The organism is Flavobacterium sp. N2038 (genome assembly GCF_025947185.1).
Classification (GTDB): Bacteria; Bacteroidota; Bacteroidia; order Flavobacteriales; family Flavobacteriaceae; genus Flavobacterium.
The window spans coordinates 1,495,466-1,512,090 of the sequence record NZ_CP110001.1 but is presented as its reverse complement, the minus strand read 5'-3'; the positions used below and the strand labels follow the sequence as shown (position 1 = coordinate 1,512,090).

Below are 16,625 nucleotides of genomic sequence, written 5' to 3'. Positions count from 1 at the left end.
AACTTAGTATCTTAGACACTTAGCAACTTTTTTTATTTCTGATTATTATTTTTTTGAAAAGGCTTTTTACCGCCTTTATTGTTGTTCTTGTTGTTTTGAATTTTCGGCTGTCCGGCAGGTGAAATTTTGTTTGACATGCGTTTATTTGTGCGCATAAGATCGGTTGTATTCAAAAGCTCTTCTGTGCTTTGTAATAAATTGATCTTTCCTCCGGATAATTCATATAAATGTTCGAAAATTACATCATCTTTTACCGTGTCTTTGTTCCAGCTTAAGAATGATTTTTTCATATGGTTTGCAATAACCAAAACCAAAGCGTTTTTCATCTCACCTTCTTCCCATTTATTGGCAACATCAATCATATATTTGATGTTATTACCATAAAATCGGTATTTTGGAAAATTTTGCGGGTATTGTAAAACATCTGGTTTTAACTGCAAAACATCTCTTGACGGAATTGGATATGGCGATTCTACATCTAATTTAAAATCAGACATAATAAAAAGCTGATCCCATAATTTATGCTGAAAATCGGGTACATCTCGTAAATGCGGATTTAAACTCCCCATTACCTGTATAATGTACTTTGCTGCCTTATTACGTGTTTCAGCATCTTCAATAACAGTTGCCTGATCAATCAGTTTTTGCAAATGACGACCATACTCCGGAATTAATAAACGCTGTCTTTCAGAATTATATTCTAAATTAAATACGACGTCGTTGGCGTTCTCTTTTTTATATTTTTCGTTCATAAGTTATAATGAAACTATACCTTCTATTGTAGAAACTTCTTTGTATTTACCAATAACAGCATCAGAGCTATGCATTGTAACATCAACAGAAACACTGGTAAATTTACCCGTTTTAGATTTAGTTGTTTTAATAACAGCTCCCATACCGTCAAAAGCTTTTTCAACACGCTCTACGTTATCTGCAACTGTTGGCACAATAAATTTATACAAATATTCTGCAGGCCAAGTATTTGCATTATCTAATTCGACTTTTAATCTTTCGTAAAATTCGGCTGTATTTTTTTCTTTATCGTTCTCCATTCGTAATTAAAAATAAACGCAAATATACGCTTTTGCTTTCAGATTTTGGTTTTTAGATTTTAGATTTTTTCTTGTGAAAAAACAGTCCGTTTTTCGCCACGAATTTCACTAATTTACACTAATTACATTTGAAAATCTTAGTTCACTAAATTTACTACCTCCTGATTAATTAAAATTCACGACAAACCTTTATATTTGAATCTTCTCCGATTTGCTTCCGACAACTATCGGAATTGAGAAATCAAAACATATTGCAATGAAAAAAATTATCTTCTTACTCTTCACTGTTTTCACTTTTTACAACAACCAGGCACAGGAAATCAAAACCTTAACTTATTTTCAGAATGACACACTAAAACTGGATTTAGATTTATATCTGCCAAAGAAAAAAACGGGAGAAAAAACTCCATTAATTATGTTTGCTTTTGGTGGAGGATTCTCTGGTGGCGAACGAACAAGCGAGAAAGAATTTGGGATCTTTATGGCACAAAATGGCTATGCCGTTGCCAGCATTTCGTACAGTTTATACATGAAAGGGAAAGATTTTGGCTGTAAAGGCACTTTGACCGAAAAAATAAAAGCCATTCAGATTGGCGTGAGTGATATGTGGCAGGCAACTTCTTATTTAATTGAAAACGCCGAAAAATACAATCTCGATACTTCAAAAATCTTTATTTCCGGAATTAGTGCCGGGGCCGAAATCGGTTTTCACGCCTCATTTTGGGATTATAAATTAATGAATTTATATAAAAATAATTTGCCGGAAAATTTCAAATACAAAGGTTTTATTGGAGGTTCGGGGGCTATTCAGGATATTAATTTAATTACCAAAGAAAAAGCAATTCCAATGTTACTGGCGCACGGAAATAATGATGACACGGTTCCTTATGGCGCAGGGTCACATCGCTCGTGCCCAACAAATGCTTCAGGATGGCTGATTCTTTTTGGTTCTTATGCCGTTTATAATCAGATGCAGGATTTACATAAAGATATTGAACTGATTACTTTCTGTGGAGGAGGACATGAATTCTCCGGTTATCTTTTTCATCAGGGACAGCAATATGTCCTCGATTTTGTAAATGATGTTTTGAAAGAAAAGAAATTCCAATCGCATTTGATTATTCCTTCTAATAAAAATAGCAAGGATCCTGGGAAGTATTTATTTTGTGAGTAAGAAATTTGGCAAACCAAAATTCAAAAATAACATTTCAATTTCCTGCAAAATTTAAAAATTTTCACACATTCTAAAAATACGCATTCCAGACTGGACTAAAGTCCAGCCCTACAAGATTTAACGAGCCTATGGCTCTTTTTAAAATTCCGAAGGAATGAACCAATATTGTAGAGCTGGACTTTAGTCCAGCTCAGTCCAAAAACATCAAATCTTTCGCTTCTAGTAAATATTCTTTTTAATTATAAATAAGTTTAGGTAAATTTGCGCTTTATTTTTAGAATAGTGCAAAAAGAAATCATAGTTCTCCTTGGCGGTCCTGGTACAGGAAAATCTACGCTTATTAACGAATTAGTGGCTCGTGGCTACTGCTGTTACCCTGAAATTTCAAGACAAGTTACACTCGAAGCACAGCAACGAGGCATTGACCAATTGTTTTTGGAAGAGCCTTTATTGTTTAGCGAAATGTTACTGGAAGGTCGTATTCAGCAATTTAAAAATGCCAAAGAAGAGCCGGACAATGTAGTTTTTATAGACAGAGGAATTCCAGATGTTGTAGCTTATATGGATTATATTGGTGATGAATATCCGGAGCATTTTACAAAAGCTTGTGAGGATTTTAAATATTCTAAAACTTTTATTTTACCCCCTTGGGAAGAAATTTACCAAAGCGACACAGAGCGTTATGAAAATTTTGAACAAGCATTAGAAATTCAGGATCACCTTATTGAAACCTATAAGAAATATGGTTACGATTTAATTGAGGTTCCAAAAGATACAGTTGAAAACAGAATTCTTTATATCTTAGATAAAATTTAGTGGCGGGTTTAAAGTTGCAAAACTAGAAACTGATTTCTAAATTTTTAACTTTAACACTTTGGCCATGCAGGAAGCACAAGAGATTCTTTTAAAATACTGGAAACATGAAAGTTTTCGTCCTTTGCAAAAGGAAATTATTGATTCAGTATTAGAGGGTCAGGATACTTTTGCGCTTTTACCAACAGGGGGCGGAAAATCAATTTGCTTTCAGGTTCCGTCCATGATGCGTGAAGGAATTTGTCTTGTGGTTTCACCTTTGATTGCTTTGATGAAGGATCAGGTGGCGAATTTGCAAAAAAGAGATATAAAAGCGATTGCCCTTACGGGCGGAATTCACACAGAAGAGATTATTGATCTTCTGGACAACTGCCAATTTGGAAATTACAAATTTCTTTATCTATCACCGGAGCGTTTACAATCAGACTGGATTCTGGAGCGTATTAAAAATCTTCCTATCAATTTAATTGCTATAGACGAAGCGCATTGTGTTTCTCAATGGGGTCACGATTTCAGACCGGCTTACTTAAAAATTTCTGAACTTAAAAAATTCTTTCCTAAGATTCCATTTTTAGCTTTAACCGCGACGGCAACTCCAAGGGTTGTTGAAGACATTAAAACCGAGCTGGGTTTAAAAGATGTTAAACTTTTTCAGCAGTCTTTTGAGAGAAAGAATATTGCTTACATGGTATTTGAAATTGAAGACAAATTGTATCGCATTGAGCAGATTTTAAAGAAAAATCCTCAGCCCTCTATTATATATGTCCGAAACAGAAAATCCTGCCTGAATATCTCAACACAATTGCAGTCATTAGGTTTTAGCGCCACGTATTATCACGGAGGGCTTTCATCTCAGGAAAAAGACAAGAATATGCAATTGTGGATGTCGGAACAAGCACAGGTTATTGTAGCGACAAATGCATTTGGAATGGGAATTGACAAAGACAATGTTAAAACCGTTATTCATACACAATTGCCCGAAAACTTAGAGAATTACTATCAGGAATCGGGAAGAGCAGGACGAAATGGCGAAAAAGCTTTTTCGGTTTTGTTGTTTAATAACTCCGATGCCAACCAGACCGAACAGCAATTTTTAAGCATTCTTCCTGACAAAAAATTCCTAAAAACCATGTATGTTAAGCTCTGCAATTATTTTCAGATTGCCTATGGCGAAGGTTTGGACGATTCGTATTCTTTTAAGATGAATCATTTTTGCAATAAATATGACTTCCCTACTTTAAAAACTTATAATGCTTTGCAGTTTTTGAATCAACAGGGAATTATCACGATGTCTCAGGAATTTTCAGAAAAAGTTACGATGCAGTTTTTAATTGAATCGAAAGAAGTAATTCGCTACATGAGTCTGAATCCGAATGACGAGGAAATTATTCTGGCGATTCTAAGAACCTATCCGGGAGTTCACGAAATGAAAACCCCACTGAATCTTTCGCTCATTGCTAAAAAATCCAATCATACAGAAGAGCAGGTTTCGACACTTTTAGAAAAACTAAAAGAAAAAGAAATCATTGAATACAAGTCTAAAAATAACGACGCAACAATTTTGTTTAATGAAGTTCGCGAAGATGATTTGACTATAAACCGGATTTCTAAATATCTGGAAAAACAAAACAAGCTTAAAAGAGATCAGCTTTCTTCTGTGTTATATTATATTAAGGAAGACAAAACGTGTAAAAACAGACTGGTTCTCGATTATTTTGGCGAAGAGAGTAAAGCGAATTGTGGTGTCTGCTCTTATTGTATTACTCAAAAAGGAAAAATCACCGAAGCAGATTCTATTGCAGATAAAATTCTGCATCTTTTGAAAGCGACTGCTCTGACTTCGCGAGAAATTCAGAATCAGATAAAATTAGATACAGGCGATATCCTTTTGGTACTTCAGGAATTATTAGAAAACAATCATATCGTTATTTTAGCGAATAATAAATATACTTTAAAATCATAATGGAAAAATTACGAATTATATTCATGGGAACTCCCGAATTTGCTGTTGGCATTCTGGATACCATTCTTAAAAACAATTACGAGGTTGTTGGTGTTATCACAGCTGCAGATAAACCAGCTGGACGCGGACAAAAAATAAAATATTCGGCAGTAAAGGAATACGCTTTAGCAAATAATCTGACACTATTACAACCAACTAATCTAAAAGACGAAAACTTTCTGGCAGAATTAAAAGCCTTAAACGCAAATCTTCAAATTGTTGTCGCTTTTAGAATGCTGCCAAAAGTAGTCTGGGAAATGCCGAGTCTGGGAACCTTTAATCTTCATGCTTCTTTGTTGCCTAATTATCGTGGTGCAGCTCCGATAAACTGGGCTATTATAAATGGGGAAACCAAAACCGGTGTTACTACCTTTTTTATTGATGATAAAATTGACACTGGTGCTATGATTTTAAACTCAGAAATTGCAATCGAGCCCACAGAAAATGCAGGACAATTACATGACCGTCTGATGAATTTAGGAAGCACAACCGTTATTGATACTTTAAAAGTTATTGAAAACGGAAATGTAACCACTACAATTCAGGAAGATAATGAAGATATTAAAACTGCATACAAGCTAAATAAGGACAACTGTAAAATTGACTGGACAAAATCTGGTGATGAAATCAATAATCTGATTCGTGGTTTAAGTCCTTATCCGGCAGCATGGTGTTTTTTGAAGGATAAAAATGAAGAATTGAATGTAAAAATATATGAAGCAAAACTGGTTCCGGAAGCTCATTCTTATGAAACCGGAAGTTTAATTAGCAGTAAAAAAGAAATCAAAATTGCTATCAAAGAAGGCTTCATTCAGCTTTTAAGTTTACAATTGCCCGGAAAAAAAAGAATGCAGGTTGCAGAATTACTTAACGGCATCACTTTTTCTGATAGCGCAAAGGTGTATTAAGCTCAGTAAAACAGGGGTTTCTACCTGATTTTGATCGATAAACAACCTGCTTTATGAACAAAAAAAAGCAAGTTATTAACAATTCTAGCTAAATTTATGGAAAACGCTTGCACGCAACGGATTTCCTACTAAATTTGTGTATTAACATTTTTTTTTAACCAACAATTAATAACTAATTATTATGAACAAATCAGAATTAATCGATGCTATCGCTGCTGATGCAGGAATCACAAAAGCTGCGGCAAAATTAGCTTTAGAGTCATTTTTAGGAAATGTAGGAACTACTTTGAAAAAAGGCGGAAGAATTTCATTAGTAGGTTTCGGATCTTGGTCAGTTTCTGCGAGAGCTGCTAGAGATGGTAGAAATCCTCAAACAGGAAAAACTATCAAAATTGCTGCTAAAAACGTAGTAAAATTTAAAGCTGGAGCTGAATTAGAAGGTGCAGTGAACTAATCAACAAGTTCTCTAAACTTATATTATAATGAAAACCCTCCTTATGGAGGGTTTTTTTATGCGCTTTAACGATTTTATTTGGGATTTTAATTTTTTTATGACTAAATTTAATAAAAATTGTAGCCGTATGATTTCAGAAAAATTAAAAAAAGGACACCTGCTTATTGCCGAGCCTTCAATAATTGGAGATTTATCTTTTAACAGATCGGTAATATTATTAGCAGACCATAACAAAGAAGGATCAATAGGTTTTATCATTAATAAACCATTAAAATATACTATTAATGACTTAATTCCGGAGATTGAGGCCAACTTTAAAATATACAATGGAGGACCTGTTGAACAGGACAATCTGTATTTCATTCACAATATTCCAGAACTGATCCCGAATAGTGTCGAGATTTCTAATGGAATTTATTGGGGCGGAGATTTTGAGTCAACAAAGGACTTAATAAATGACGGATCTATTAGCAAAAATAATATTCGTTTTTTCTTAGGCTATACCGGTTGGGATGAAAATCAGCTAGAAAATGAAATGCAGGGAAACTCCTGGATCATTGCTGATAATAATTACAAAAACAAGATTATTGGCAAATCGACCACTCATTTTTGGAAAGAACAAATTATTGAGCTTGGCGGTGATTACCTTATTTGGTCGAACGCACCTGAAAACCCATATCTGAATTAATTTTCAGATATGGATTCATTTAATTTCTGTACTAATAACTGAGCCAGATTACTTGTAAACTCTTTTTTTCGATATTTAGTTATCGACTGTATCCCCATGATTACATTGGTCAGAAATAATTCATCAGCTTTTTGAAGATCAAAAGGCGAAATTACTTCTTCAACTACTTCTATAGTTTCCATTTTCTTTGCAAGAGCCAAAATCTGCTTGCGCATAATTCCGTTTAAACAACCTTCTGAAATTGGGGGTGTTACCAGCTTTTTTCCAACAACCATAAATAAATTCCCTTGTAAAGCCTCAACAACATTTTTACTATCGTTCAACAAAATACAGTTTGCTAAACCATTCTCATTAGCAAATATACTTCCGGTAACATTAATCATCTTGTTAGTCGTTTTAATAGACGATAACAACTGCTTGGTTACATAGAAATCTTTATATAAATCAACTTCGTATTCAGCTGTATTTAACACATAAGAAGTGTTTCCCAGAGATGTCGCATGAATTAAAAATGACACTTCATTGGTTTGTGGCAAATATAATCCTCCATTTTTTCTAAAAACAGTAATACGTGCTCTGGCTGAAGAAGCAATATTTTTTTGCTGAACAAGGTTTAAGATTTGTTCTTCAAAATATTCCATGGTAAAATTCATCGGAATTTCCATTCTAACTACACGCATAGAAGCCATTAATCTAAAATAATGATCCTCAAGAAACAAAACTTTGTTGTTGATAATTTTTACTGTTTCAAAAACGCCATCGCCGTACAAAAATGCACGATTCTGAGTTAATACATTTTCTTCTAGTCCGATGTTTCCGTTAAAATTGATCATAAAAAAACCCTGAATTTTGTTCAGGGCAAATATAAGTTATATAATAGACTTTTACTAAACAGATCCTATAAGATGTTTTAAGTCTGAAATTTGATTCTCCCACAATTGTTTAGCCTCACCTACTTCTTCTTTTTCGGCAAAATCAACTACCATTAATGACACATCTTTAGTTAACTCATCAACTAAAATATGCAATTCAAAAAAGTATTCAGTATCCTTACTGCTTTCATCAACCCATTTAAATTTTACTTTCTCACCTGTTTTCTTAGATGCTAAACGCGCTTTTTCCTGCGAGTCATTCCAAATAAAAGTGAAAAATTCGCCTCTTGAATTTACATTGTCTGCAAACCATTCTGACAAACCTGAAGGTGTTGATATATATTGATACAATAATTGCGGCGAAGAATTGATCGGAAACTCGATTTCGTAACGTATTTTTTGATCCATGTGCTACTTTTAATTTTTTCGAAATATAAGAATATATGTCCGAAAACAATGCATTTTTAAAAATATTTTTTTTTCTTCATTTTATGCTTGTATGCTTTAATAATATTTCTATCTTTGCACCCGCAATCAGGAATTCATGATAGCAGTCCAGGCGAGGTAGCTCAGTTGGTTAGAGCGCAGGATTCATAACCCTGAGGTCACGGGTTCAACTCCCGTCCTCGCTACAAAAGGTAAAACCCTTAAACAGCAATGTTTAGGGGTTTTTTATTTAAAATAACTCTTTGTTTAGCGCAGAACTTTATTAAATTAGCGTTTTGCAAACAAAGTAATTTAGAAACAGCATGGATATAGTTAAATTTAAAATCACATCAAAAACGATAAAAGTAGAAGTACGCAATTCGAATAATTATGTTTTTAATTTTAATACTGCTTTAGAAATCGAAAAAGCAGACAAAGATGTTTTATTAAAACTATATAATGCCTTAGACCTTTTGTTTAAAAAAGAAAACGCTGTTGAAAACAAAAATTATATTTCGCCAAATCAAACCAATATATTGGATCAGATTTCTGATGCAGATAAATTAGAACAGGAGAAATAGATCAAATTATATTTTAAAAACAAAAATCCTTAAACCGAAAAGTCTAAGGATTTTTTATTTGTAACAATTGTAACATTTCTTAGTCAACTACGTCTAATCTTACAATTAAATTACGGTTCTTTGCAACTTATAACACTCGTAATTTAAAAACAGTCTGTTTTTTAGTACAATAATATTGAAACCAATGAGTTTAGACTAGTAAAAAACTAGTTGCTATATTTTCGTTATGGACAATAAAAAGTTTATTTTAAGTTTAAAAAAAGGTAATGAAGCAGCTTTTAAAGAAGTATACTTCAATTACTACGACAAACTTACCAATATTGCCAGACGATTTAACTTTACTGTTCTCACTCCCGAAGATTTTGTTCAGGAGAGTTTTTTAAGACTTTACAATAAAAGAGAATTACTTAATGAAGATGTTTTGTTTGACAAACAATTGTTTACAATCTGCAAAAACATCATCATCAATCACATTAACAGAGAAAACAAAATAGTTCAGCTTGATCCTTTTCAGGTTGATATTGCACAGGAGGAATCTGATTCCGGAATTTTTGACGACAGAAAAGAAAAATTATACAACTTCATTAATCAGCTGCCGGAGCAACAACAAAAAATATTTACTTTACACAAACTGGAGAACCTTAGTTACAAGGAGATTGCAGAAATTACGGATCTTTCTGAAAAGACCATTGCCAATCATATTTATCTTGCCAGTAAATTTATTCGAAAAAAAATCGCGGAGCATTAGGAACTTTTCAATTCTCGTTTGTTATCTATAAAAACGAGAACATAAAATGCATATTGAAGCGTATAAAACAAATGTCAGAACAAAAAAAGATGCAAACAAAATTGCAGTTCTTTTGCAGTTCATTATTTCCGATTGTATTATAAATTTTGATTTAAAAGATCAGGAGCGAAATTTAAAAATCGAAACCAATCGGGATATTAAAGAAATGGTTTATGGTGTTTTTAACAAACAGGGATTTCACTGCCAAATAGTTTAATACACAAAAAACATGGATAAGGAAAAATTAGACAATGATTTTGAAAAGTTATGGAATGAGACTCCCCTCTCCCATTCTGATAACATAAAGGAAGATTCCTGGAAACAATTCCATTCGCAAACTTTTGCAAAAAATAAAAGAGTTTTTAAACCATGGCGTTATGCTGCCGCAGCGGCAATTTTACTTTTTGCTGGTATAGGAACCGGAATTTACTTTAACAACAAACCTCAATCAGAGCATGTTATTCTTACCGAAAATGTAATTGAAAACACTACAACAAAAATTAAATATGTTGTCCTGCCTGATAGTTCCAAAATAGAATTAAGCCCGAATTCTAAAATTTCTTATGCCAACAATTTTGCCTTAAACCGAAAAATTGAACTTATTGGTGAAGCTTATTTTAAAGTAAAAAAAGATAAGCAACATCCTTTTCAGGTTTTTTGTGATGAGACCACCACTACAGTTCTAGGAACTTCGTTTACTATAAAAGAATCTGAGAAAAAAGAAGTAACAGTTGAGCTTTATGAAGGAAGTGTTCAGATGAATGTAAAAGGTCAGGATCAAAAATGGATTTTAAAACCGGGAGAGAAATTTACGTATGCAAACCCAACTGCTTCAGTAGTTGAATTTAGCCGATTTAAAGATTTTGACAATGAAAACTTATCTGCTTTAAGCAATTACATTGAAGAAAACTACGGATACAAAGTTATTATTCCGGCAGAAAATCTAAACCAGAAAATCACAATCAGAATCAACAAGAAAGAAGATTTAAAAACAATTGTTCAATTAATATCAGAAATGTATAACCTAAACTTTGAAATAAATGAAGATTTAAAACAGATTACTTTTCAATAGAAAAGAAAAAAGGATGTAAGCCGCGAAACTACACATCCTCCTTATAGTCAGGATAACACAAAGTTATCCATTTAATAATATTCAAAAATACAAAATTTCATGAAGCATATAATTTCAGCATGCTTTTTTTTATTCAGTTTGTGTGTGTCTGCACAGAAGGTTACGGTAACTGTTGATCAAAATGTAACTTTAAAAGAATTCTTCAAACAAATTGAAAGTCAAACCGATTTTAAATTTGCTTTTACCGATCAGATTGACACCAATAAAAAGTATTTTAATAAAAAAAGCACTTTTAAGAATGTAGAAGTTGACAAACTTATTACTGAATTAAATCTAACCTCATCTGTACAATTTTCTATAGTGGGCAGTAATATTTTTGTGAAGCAGAAATCTCAGACAACAAAACCTGCCAAAAAAAAAAGCAAGCTAACCGGTCACGTTTATGATGATGAAAGACAGCCCGTTATTGGTGCCAATATTTATATTAAAGAACTGGAAACAGGGGTTGTAACAGATGTTAACGGAAAATATAATATTGATGTCCCAAACGGAAGTTATACTGTTCAGGTTAGTTACGTTGGATTTAAAAATGAAGAGAAACGAGTTTCTGTTTCAGACGATACCAAAGTGAATTTCAACATCGATTCTGACAGCCAGCAATTGGGAGAAGTTATTGTGACGAACAATAAAGCTGTTGATATTAAAAATACTCAAATGAGTGTTAACAAGCTGTCAATGCAGGAAATTAAAAAAATCCCTGTTGCAATGGGTGAGCCAGATCCTTTAAAATCGATTTTGACTCTTCCTGGAGTTACCAATGCAGGAGAGGCCTCTTCGGGATTTAATGTCCGCGGAGGTGCTGCCGATCAAAATTTAATTCTTTTGGATGGCGCTCCTGTTTATGCAGATTCGCATATGTTTGGGTTCTTTTCTATTTTTAATGCTGATATTGTTAATGGTTTAGATTTGTATAAAGGAGGAATTCCTTCTAAATATGGCGGGCGTGTTTCTTCTGTTCTAGATGTTACCCAACAGACAGGAGATTTTGAAGAATACAAAGTAAATGGAGGAATTGGTTTAATCTCTAGCCGATTACTGGTTCAAGGACCTTTAGAAAAAGAAAAAGGTTCGTTTATACTTTCAGGACGTGCTTCGTATGCACATTTGTTTATGAAACTGGCCGACAATAATAATTCTGCCATGTTTTATGATTTGAATGCTAAGTTGAATTATCGTTTTAATGCTAAAAATTCGCTGTCTTTTTCTGGTTACTTCGGAAATGATATATTCGACATCAGCGATCGTTTTGCAAGTACTTACGGAAGCGCAATGGGTATTTTAAGCTGGAAACATAAATTTTCTGATCGCTTAAACAGCAATTTATCTACTTTCTACAGTGATTATAGATTTAATCTAGAAATTCCGATTGAAAGTTTTAAATGGGACAGCAACATTCAAAGTTATGGATTGAAATACAATTGGAATTTCCAGCAATCTGAAAAGTTCAAAATCAATTATGGTATTGATGGTTTGTATTACAATTTCAATCCCGGAGTTGTACAGCCAACTTCTTCAGATTCTCAGTTTAATTATATGCAATTGGATAAAAAATATGCATTAGAGGCTTCTGCTTTTGTTGATTTTGAAAATCAGATTACAGAGAAACTGAACTTCCGTTACGGACTTCGTTATAGCATGTTTTATCGTTTAGGAGACGAAACCATAAGTACATACGAAAATGGTCAGGCGGTTGTATACAATCCTTTATATAAAATTTATGAGGAAGGAACGCCAAATGGAAGCATTTCATACGGAAAAGGAAAAACCATCAGCAAGTTTAATAATTTTGAGCCTCGAGCAGCTTTGTCTTATGCCTTTAACGATGAAAATTCTATAAAAGCGAGTTACAACAGAATGGCGCAATACATTCATATTTTATCAAACACACAGTCTCCGCTGCCAATGAGCATCTGGACTCCAAGCGGACCTTTTACCAGACCTCAGCTTTTGGATCAGTATGCGATGGGGTATTTTAGAAACTTCAAAGACGGCGATTACTCTTTAGAAACCGAGTTATTTTATAAAAATGTACAAAATCGTATTGATTATATTGATGGCGCTGATGTTTTGGCTAACAACAATATTGAGCAGGTTATTTTAAACGGAAAAGCCAGATCGTATGGAATGGAATTGTTATTCAGAAAAAATACTGGCGTTTTTACCGGATGGATTTCCTATACTTTATCTAGAGCTGAACAAAAAACGCCTGGAAGAACTCCTGAAGAACCAGGAATTGCAAATGGCAACTGGTATTTATCAGGATATGACAAACTGCACAATCTGAGCATTGTTGGAAGTTACGAACTGAATCCGAAATGGTCTTTTAATGGAAATTTCACTTTACAGTCTGGACAGCCGGTAACGTATGCAAATGGATATTATGAAATGGGAGGCATTCATATTCCGAATTATTCTTTGAGAAACGAAAACAGATTACCGCTTTTTCATCACTTAGATGTTGCGGCTACATACACACCAAAACCAGACAAAAAGAAAGGATGGCAAAGCTATTGGGTATTTAGCCTTTACAATATATACAACAGAAAAAATGCAGCTTCTATGAGTTTTACAACCAATGAAGATACAGGAGCAAATGAAACCAGAAGGCTTTCTATTTTCGGAATTGTACCTGGGGTTTCTTATAATTTTAAATTTTAATGCTATGAATAAATTGAAAAAATACACGATAATAAACAGAGCACTGGCATTAATAAGTCTTCTTTTTGTTTTTTCTTTTGCTTCTTGCGAAGATGTGGTCAATCTGGATCTGGAAACTGGCGAAACCAAATTGGTTGTCGATGCCGAAATCCTCTGGAAAAAAGGAACGACAGGAAATGAACAAACTATAAAAATCAGTAAAACGGCTCCATATTACAGCGGTTCTACACCAAAAGTTTCGGGTGCACAAGTAAGAGTTGAAAATACCAGCGGAGATGTTTTTACCTTTAATGAAACCGAAGCAGGAGTTTATAAATGCACCAATTTTGTTCCTGTCATTGATATGGATTACAAGTTGTTTATTACTACAGAAGGGCAAAGTTTTACTGCAATAGAAAAGTTAACTTCGGCAACTCCGATTAATAAAATTGAACAAAATATCGTTCCCGATTTTGGAGGAAAAGATGTTATAGAACTAACTTTTTATTACAATGATCCAGCAGATCAGGTTAATTTTTATGTTACAGATTATCAAAGTGACTTTCTGATTTATCCACAATATGAGATTACTAATGATGAATTTTATAACGGAAACGAAATCAGTACAAGATTTTCTGATCAGGATATGAAAGCTGGAAATACTGTAAAAATTACCCATAGAGGCGTTTCTAAAAACTTCTTCAATTACTGGAAATTAATTTTAGAAGCTTCGAGCGCAAATCCATTCCTTGTTCCGCCAGGAAACATTAGAGGCAATATTATAAATACTTCTGATGCCAATAATTTTGCCTTTGGTTATTTTAGACTATGCGAAGCAGATACCGTTTCTTATTTAGTAAAGTAAAAACATATAGTAAGTTTTCACAAAAAGACTGACTGGATTAGCAATATAAAATTGATTGAATCGGAACAAAAGAGATTTTGTTCCGATTTTTTTTCCGGCAAACTCTGAAAAGTTAATACATCTCCAATCACCTTGCGAATTTCAGAACTCATTTTTAACTATTTCCCTTTACTTCTTAATTCAAATATGGACCTCCAAATAAGATTTGCGAATAGAATTATCCTAATCAAGCTTAGAGTTTTCTTTGCTTGACATTCTTTCATAAATATTAACAATTCCATCGTGTATGAATTGAGAAACCGAAACCGAATTGTTCATTAAATAGTCAACGTTTAAAACTTGCGGAAAAATCCTCAACACAAGTTGCTGCTCTGCAAAAAATTGTTGAAGGTACTATAACAGTTGGATTTTTTGATTATGTTTTAAAAGTTGTAGTAAAAAACCCGGAAGCTTTTAATGATTTAATTCTAAAACTACCTGATAACCCAAATATTAGCAAAGTTCAGAGCTCTTCTATTATGAGCTATACCAAACAGTCTGCATCTTTGCATTTTTAAACTTTAGTCAATCCCTAAAAACAAGTTAAAATCCCAATAAAACAACAGTTTTACCTTATAAAAAAATACTTTTGTCTAAAACCAAATTTCTACCACAAACAGAAGAAATCAAAAAGATATTTGTATGGATAATGAAAAATTTATTTTCTGTCTCGAAGGCGTTCAGGATGTAGATAAAATTACGAATACTGATGTGGTTAAAAATCTGGAAGAAATTGCAATTGATCAGGGAATCGCCAGTATTCATAAAACTTGTGATACCATTGAGGGCCTCGAAGAAAGTCTGACTGTGTTACTTTATGAAGATCATAATTTTAAAGATTATGAAATTATTTATCTGGTAATGCCCGGGCAGGAAAACAATATTTGCCTTCATGATTATTATTATAGTCTTGAAGAAATTGCCGAACTTTTTGAAGGGAAAATGAAAGGTAAAATTATTCATTTTGCCAACAAAAAACGATTAGACCTCAACGATGATGAAGCGCAATATTTTCTTGATATTACCGGTGCACGCGCCATTTCCGGCTATGGATCTTCTTATAATAAAATAGCCAGCTGCAGTACTATTGATAAAGCTTTTTTTAGTTTATATCAGGAAAATGATGACTTGACCGAAGTAGTCGAAGAATTATACCAAAAGCACTATGCCCTTTGCAAATTACTTGATTTTAGATTGTATTATTAAGCATGAAGACAAAGATTGCCGAAAAAATAAAAACGTATGAAGCAAAAGGATTCCGCGAGAAATTTCTGGGAGAAGATAATCCGATGCATTTGCTTTTCAAGTCCAATTCAGACCATTTCTTTTGTTTAAAAACAGAAGAGATAATGAAGTTGCGTCATCCGGTTCCGCCATCAAAACACAGTTGCCATACTTTAATATTTGTTGAGTCAGGATCTCATAAAATGAAAGTGGGACACGAAGAATATGAGACTGTTGCAAATGAAATTATGGTGGTGGCAGCCGAACAGGTTTTTTCATTAGAGAACATAAACAATACACATAACGGCTACATTTGTCAATTTCATCCTGAGGTTTTAATTGGCAAATATGGCAATAGGGAAATGCTTAATGATTTTGATTTCTTAAAAGTTTCCGGATATCCTAAAACAACCATTCCTACCGAAGATGTTTCTTTGGTAACTTCTATTTTAAAACGATTACAAAAAGAATATACAGAAACGACAGTTGCCAATCTGAATATTGTACAGGCTTACCTGATCGCATTATTCTATGAAATGAATAAAAATAAGGTAAAACCGTCCAAAAACTCAACAGCTGCGGAAACGATTACGAATAGATTTAAGGAGTTAATCTATCAGACTGTTAAAACACAGCATCAGGTAAGTTATTATGCTTCATTGTTGAATGTAACTCCAAATCATTTAAACAAATCTGTAAAGCGTACAACAGGAAAATCTGCAGCAACATGGATTGATGAGACCATATTACTAGAAGCCAAATATTTATTGTATCAGACCACTCTTTCTGTAGGCGAAATTGCTGCTGAGGTTGGCATGGAGGATCAATCTTACTTTAGTCGTTTTTTCAAAAAACATGAAGGTACTTCTCCTGTACAATATCGAAAAATGATTGATAAATCCTAATTATTGATTATAGTATCCTAATAAAAAGGAATACATTTTTCAGAAATTTGTCGCTTCAAAAAGTGC

General features: G+C 33.3%; 19 protein-coding genes and 1 tRNA gene. 16 read left to right on the top strand and 4 right to left on the bottom strand.

Annotated elements, in window-relative coordinates; translation table 11 throughout:
* Positions 1-32 precede the first annotated feature (32 nt).
* Together OLM51_RS06850 and OLM51_RS06845 are read right to left on the bottom strand one after the other, a co-directional pair.
* Positions 33-752 carry a DUF4290 domain-containing protein gene (locus OLM51_RS06850; protein ID WP_264553596.1) on the bottom strand — a complete coding sequence of 240 codons (720 nt, stop codon included), beginning with the start codon at positions 750-752 and terminating at the stop codon, positions 33-35.
* Positions 753-755: 3 nt separating this feature from the next.
* Positions 756-1,052 carry a DUF493 domain-containing protein gene (locus OLM51_RS06845; protein ID WP_264553595.1) on the bottom strand — a complete coding sequence of 99 codons (297 nt, stop codon included), beginning with the start codon at positions 1,050-1,052 and terminating at the stop codon, positions 756-758.
* Positions 1,053-1,308: 256 nt separating this feature from the next.
* On the opposite strand from OLM51_RS06845, the gene OLM51_RS06840 reads away from it, so the two are divergent.
* The 6 genes from OLM51_RS06840 to OLM51_RS06815 all read left to right on the top strand — a co-directional run bounded on the left by OLM51_RS06840 (position 1,309) and on the right by OLM51_RS06815 (position 7,091).
* The gene (locus OLM51_RS06840) at positions 1,309-2,226 is read left to right on the top strand and encodes an alpha/beta hydrolase fold domain-containing protein (RefSeq protein WP_264553594.1); all 918 of its coding nucleotides are present in this window, start codon (positions 1,309-1,311) and stop codon (positions 2,224-2,226) included.
* 282 nt (positions 2,227-2,508) lie between these two features.
* Positions 2,509-3,042: an AAA family ATPase gene (locus OLM51_RS06835; RefSeq protein WP_213259047.1), complete on the top strand. Its 534-nt coding sequence runs from the start codon at positions 2,509-2,511 to the stop codon at positions 3,040-3,042.
* 64 nt (positions 3,043-3,106) lie between these two features.
* Complete coding sequence (locus OLM51_RS06830; RefSeq protein WP_264553593.1) at positions 3,107-5,002, top strand: ATP-dependent DNA helicase RecQ; 1,896 nt, start codon at positions 3,107-3,109, stop codon at positions 5,000-5,002.
* The gene (gene fmt, locus OLM51_RS06825) at positions 5,002-5,949 is read left to right on the top strand and encodes a methionyl-tRNA formyltransferase (RefSeq protein WP_264553592.1); all 948 of its coding nucleotides are present in this window, start codon (positions 5,002-5,004) and stop codon (positions 5,947-5,949) included. The genes OLM51_RS06830 and fmt overlap by 1 nt, the downstream gene beginning before the upstream one ends.
* Positions 5,950-6,130: 181 nt before the next feature.
* Entirely contained in the window at positions 6,131-6,403 is a 273-nt protein-coding gene (locus OLM51_RS06820; RefSeq protein ID WP_012022249.1) for an HU family DNA-binding protein, read from the top strand.
* A 127-nt stretch (positions 6,404-6,530) separates the two neighbouring features.
* On the top strand, positions 6,531-7,091 hold the full coding sequence (locus OLM51_RS06815; RefSeq protein WP_057117838.1) for a YqgE/AlgH family protein: 561 nt from the start codon (positions 6,531-6,533) through the stop codon (positions 7,089-7,091).
* Here OLM51_RS06815 and OLM51_RS06810 read toward each other — a convergent pair.
* Both OLM51_RS06810 and OLM51_RS06805 read right to left on the bottom strand, forming a co-directional pair.
* A complete protein-coding gene (locus OLM51_RS06810; RefSeq protein WP_264553591.1) occupies positions 7,088-7,924 on the bottom strand; it encodes an aminotransferase class IV in 837 nt (278 codons plus the stop codon). The two genes, OLM51_RS06815 and OLM51_RS06810, sit on opposite strands and share 4 nt — an antisense overlap.
* Positions 7,925-7,978: 54 nt before the next feature.
* Positions 7,979-8,371, bottom strand: a complete 393-nt coding sequence (locus tag OLM51_RS06805; protein ID WP_213259043.1) for an START-like domain-containing protein — start codon at positions 8,369-8,371, stop codon at positions 7,979-7,981.
* 150 nt (positions 8,372-8,521) lie between these two features.
* Between OLM51_RS06805 and OLM51_RS06800 the strand changes: the two genes are divergently transcribed.
* The 10 genes from OLM51_RS06800 to OLM51_RS06760 all read left to right on the top strand — a co-directional run bounded on the left by OLM51_RS06800 (position 8,522) and on the right by OLM51_RS06760 (position 16,559).
* Positions 8,522-8,595 (top strand) — tRNA-Met (locus OLM51_RS06800).
* Between the two features lie 117 nt (positions 8,596-8,712).
* Positions 8,713-8,970 (top strand): hypothetical protein, encoded by a 258-nt coding sequence (locus OLM51_RS06795; RefSeq protein ID WP_264553590.1) that lies wholly within the window; start codon positions 8,713-8,715, stop codon positions 8,968-8,970.
* Between the two features lie 226 nt (positions 8,971-9,196).
* The gene (locus tag OLM51_RS06790; RefSeq protein WP_264553589.1) at positions 9,197-9,718 is read left to right on the top strand and encodes an RNA polymerase sigma factor; all 522 of its coding nucleotides are present in this window, start codon (positions 9,197-9,199) and stop codon (positions 9,716-9,718) included.
* Positions 9,719-9,764: 46 nt separating this feature from the next.
* Positions 9,765-9,974 (top strand): hypothetical protein, encoded by a 210-nt coding sequence (locus tag OLM51_RS06785; protein WP_264553588.1) that lies wholly within the window; start codon positions 9,765-9,767, stop codon positions 9,972-9,974.
* Positions 9,975-9,986: 12 nt separating this feature from the next.
* The gene (locus tag OLM51_RS06780) at positions 9,987-10,829 is read left to right on the top strand and encodes a FecR family protein (RefSeq protein WP_264553587.1); all 843 of its coding nucleotides are present in this window, start codon (positions 9,987-9,989) and stop codon (positions 10,827-10,829) included.
* Between the two features lie 99 nt (positions 10,830-10,928).
* Positions 10,929-13,547 carry a TonB-dependent receptor gene (locus tag OLM51_RS06775; protein WP_264553586.1) on the top strand — a complete coding sequence of 873 codons (2,619 nt, stop codon included), beginning with the start codon at positions 10,929-10,931 and terminating at the stop codon, positions 13,545-13,547.
* A 4-nt stretch (positions 13,548-13,551) separates the two neighbouring features.
* Positions 13,552-14,391, top strand: coding sequence for a DUF4249 domain-containing protein (locus OLM51_RS06770; RefSeq protein WP_264553585.1), 840 nt, complete (start codon positions 13,552-13,554; stop codon positions 14,389-14,391).
* Positions 14,392-14,681: 290 nt separating this feature from the next.
* A complete protein-coding gene (locus OLM51_RS20450) occupies positions 14,682-14,948 on the top strand; it encodes an Lrp/AsnC ligand binding domain-containing protein (RefSeq protein ID WP_413614537.1) in 267 nt (88 codons plus the stop codon).
* 124 nt (positions 14,949-15,072) lie between these two features.
* Positions 15,073-15,636 carry a DUF6642 family protein gene (locus OLM51_RS06765; protein ID WP_264553584.1) on the top strand — a complete coding sequence of 188 codons (564 nt, stop codon included), beginning with the start codon at positions 15,073-15,075 and terminating at the stop codon, positions 15,634-15,636.
* A gap of 2 nt (positions 15,637-15,638) precedes the next feature.
* Positions 15,639-16,559: an AraC family transcriptional regulator gene (locus tag OLM51_RS06760; RefSeq protein ID WP_264553583.1), complete on the top strand. Its 921-nt coding sequence runs from the start codon at positions 15,639-15,641 to the stop codon at positions 16,557-16,559.
* Positions 16,560-16,625: the final 66 nt, after the last annotated feature.

Bases quoted from the DNA above. Each gene is read 5' to 3' on its own strand.
- OLM51_RS06850 (WP_264553596.1), bottom strand. From the start codon at position 752: ATGAACGAAAAATATAAAAAAGAGAACGCCAACGACGTCGTATTTAAT.
- OLM51_RS06845 (WP_264553595.1), bottom strand. From the start codon at position 1,052: ATGGAGAACGATAAAGAAAAAAATACAGCCGAATTTTACGAAAGATTA.
- OLM51_RS06840 (WP_264553594.1), top strand. From the start codon at position 1,309: ATGAAAAAAATTATCTTCTTACTCTTCACTGTTTTCACTTTTTACAAC.
- OLM51_RS06830 (WP_264553593.1), top strand. From the start codon at position 3,107: ATGCAGGAAGCACAAGAGATTCTTTTAAAATACTGGAAACATGAAAGT.
- fmt (WP_264553592.1), top strand. From the start codon at position 5,002: ATGGAAAAATTACGAATTATATTCATGGGAACTCCCGAATTTGCTGTT.
- OLM51_RS06820 (WP_012022249.1), top strand. From the start codon at position 6,131: ATGAACAAATCAGAATTAATCGATGCTATCGCTGCTGATGCAGGAATC.
- OLM51_RS06815 (WP_057117838.1), top strand. From the start codon at position 6,531: ATGATTTCAGAAAAATTAAAAAAAGGACACCTGCTTATTGCCGAGCCT.
- OLM51_RS06810 (WP_264553591.1), bottom strand. From the start codon at position 7,924: ATGATCAATTTTAACGGAAACATCGGACTAGAAGAAAATGTATTAACT.
- OLM51_RS06805 (WP_213259043.1), bottom strand. From the start codon at position 8,371: ATGGATCAAAAAATACGTTACGAAATCGAGTTTCCGATCAATTCTTCG.
- OLM51_RS06795 (WP_264553590.1), top strand. From the start codon at position 8,713: ATGGATATAGTTAAATTTAAAATCACATCAAAAACGATAAAAGTAGAA.
- OLM51_RS06790 (WP_264553589.1), top strand. From the start codon at position 9,197: ATGGACAATAAAAAGTTTATTTTAAGTTTAAAAAAAGGTAATGAAGCA.
- OLM51_RS06785 (WP_264553588.1), top strand. From the start codon at position 9,765: ATGCATATTGAAGCGTATAAAACAAATGTCAGAACAAAAAAAGATGCA.
- OLM51_RS06780 (WP_264553587.1), top strand. From the start codon at position 9,987: ATGGATAAGGAAAAATTAGACAATGATTTTGAAAAGTTATGGAATGAG.
- OLM51_RS06775 (WP_264553586.1), top strand. From the start codon at position 10,929: ATGAAGCATATAATTTCAGCATGCTTTTTTTTATTCAGTTTGTGTGTG.
- OLM51_RS06770 (WP_264553585.1), top strand. From the start codon at position 13,552: ATGAATAAATTGAAAAAATACACGATAATAAACAGAGCACTGGCATTA.
- OLM51_RS06765 (WP_264553584.1), top strand. From the start codon at position 15,073: ATGGATAATGAAAAATTTATTTTCTGTCTCGAAGGCGTTCAGGATGTA.
- OLM51_RS06760 (WP_264553583.1), top strand. From the start codon at position 15,639: ATGAAGACAAAGATTGCCGAAAAAATAAAAACGTATGAAGCAAAAGGA.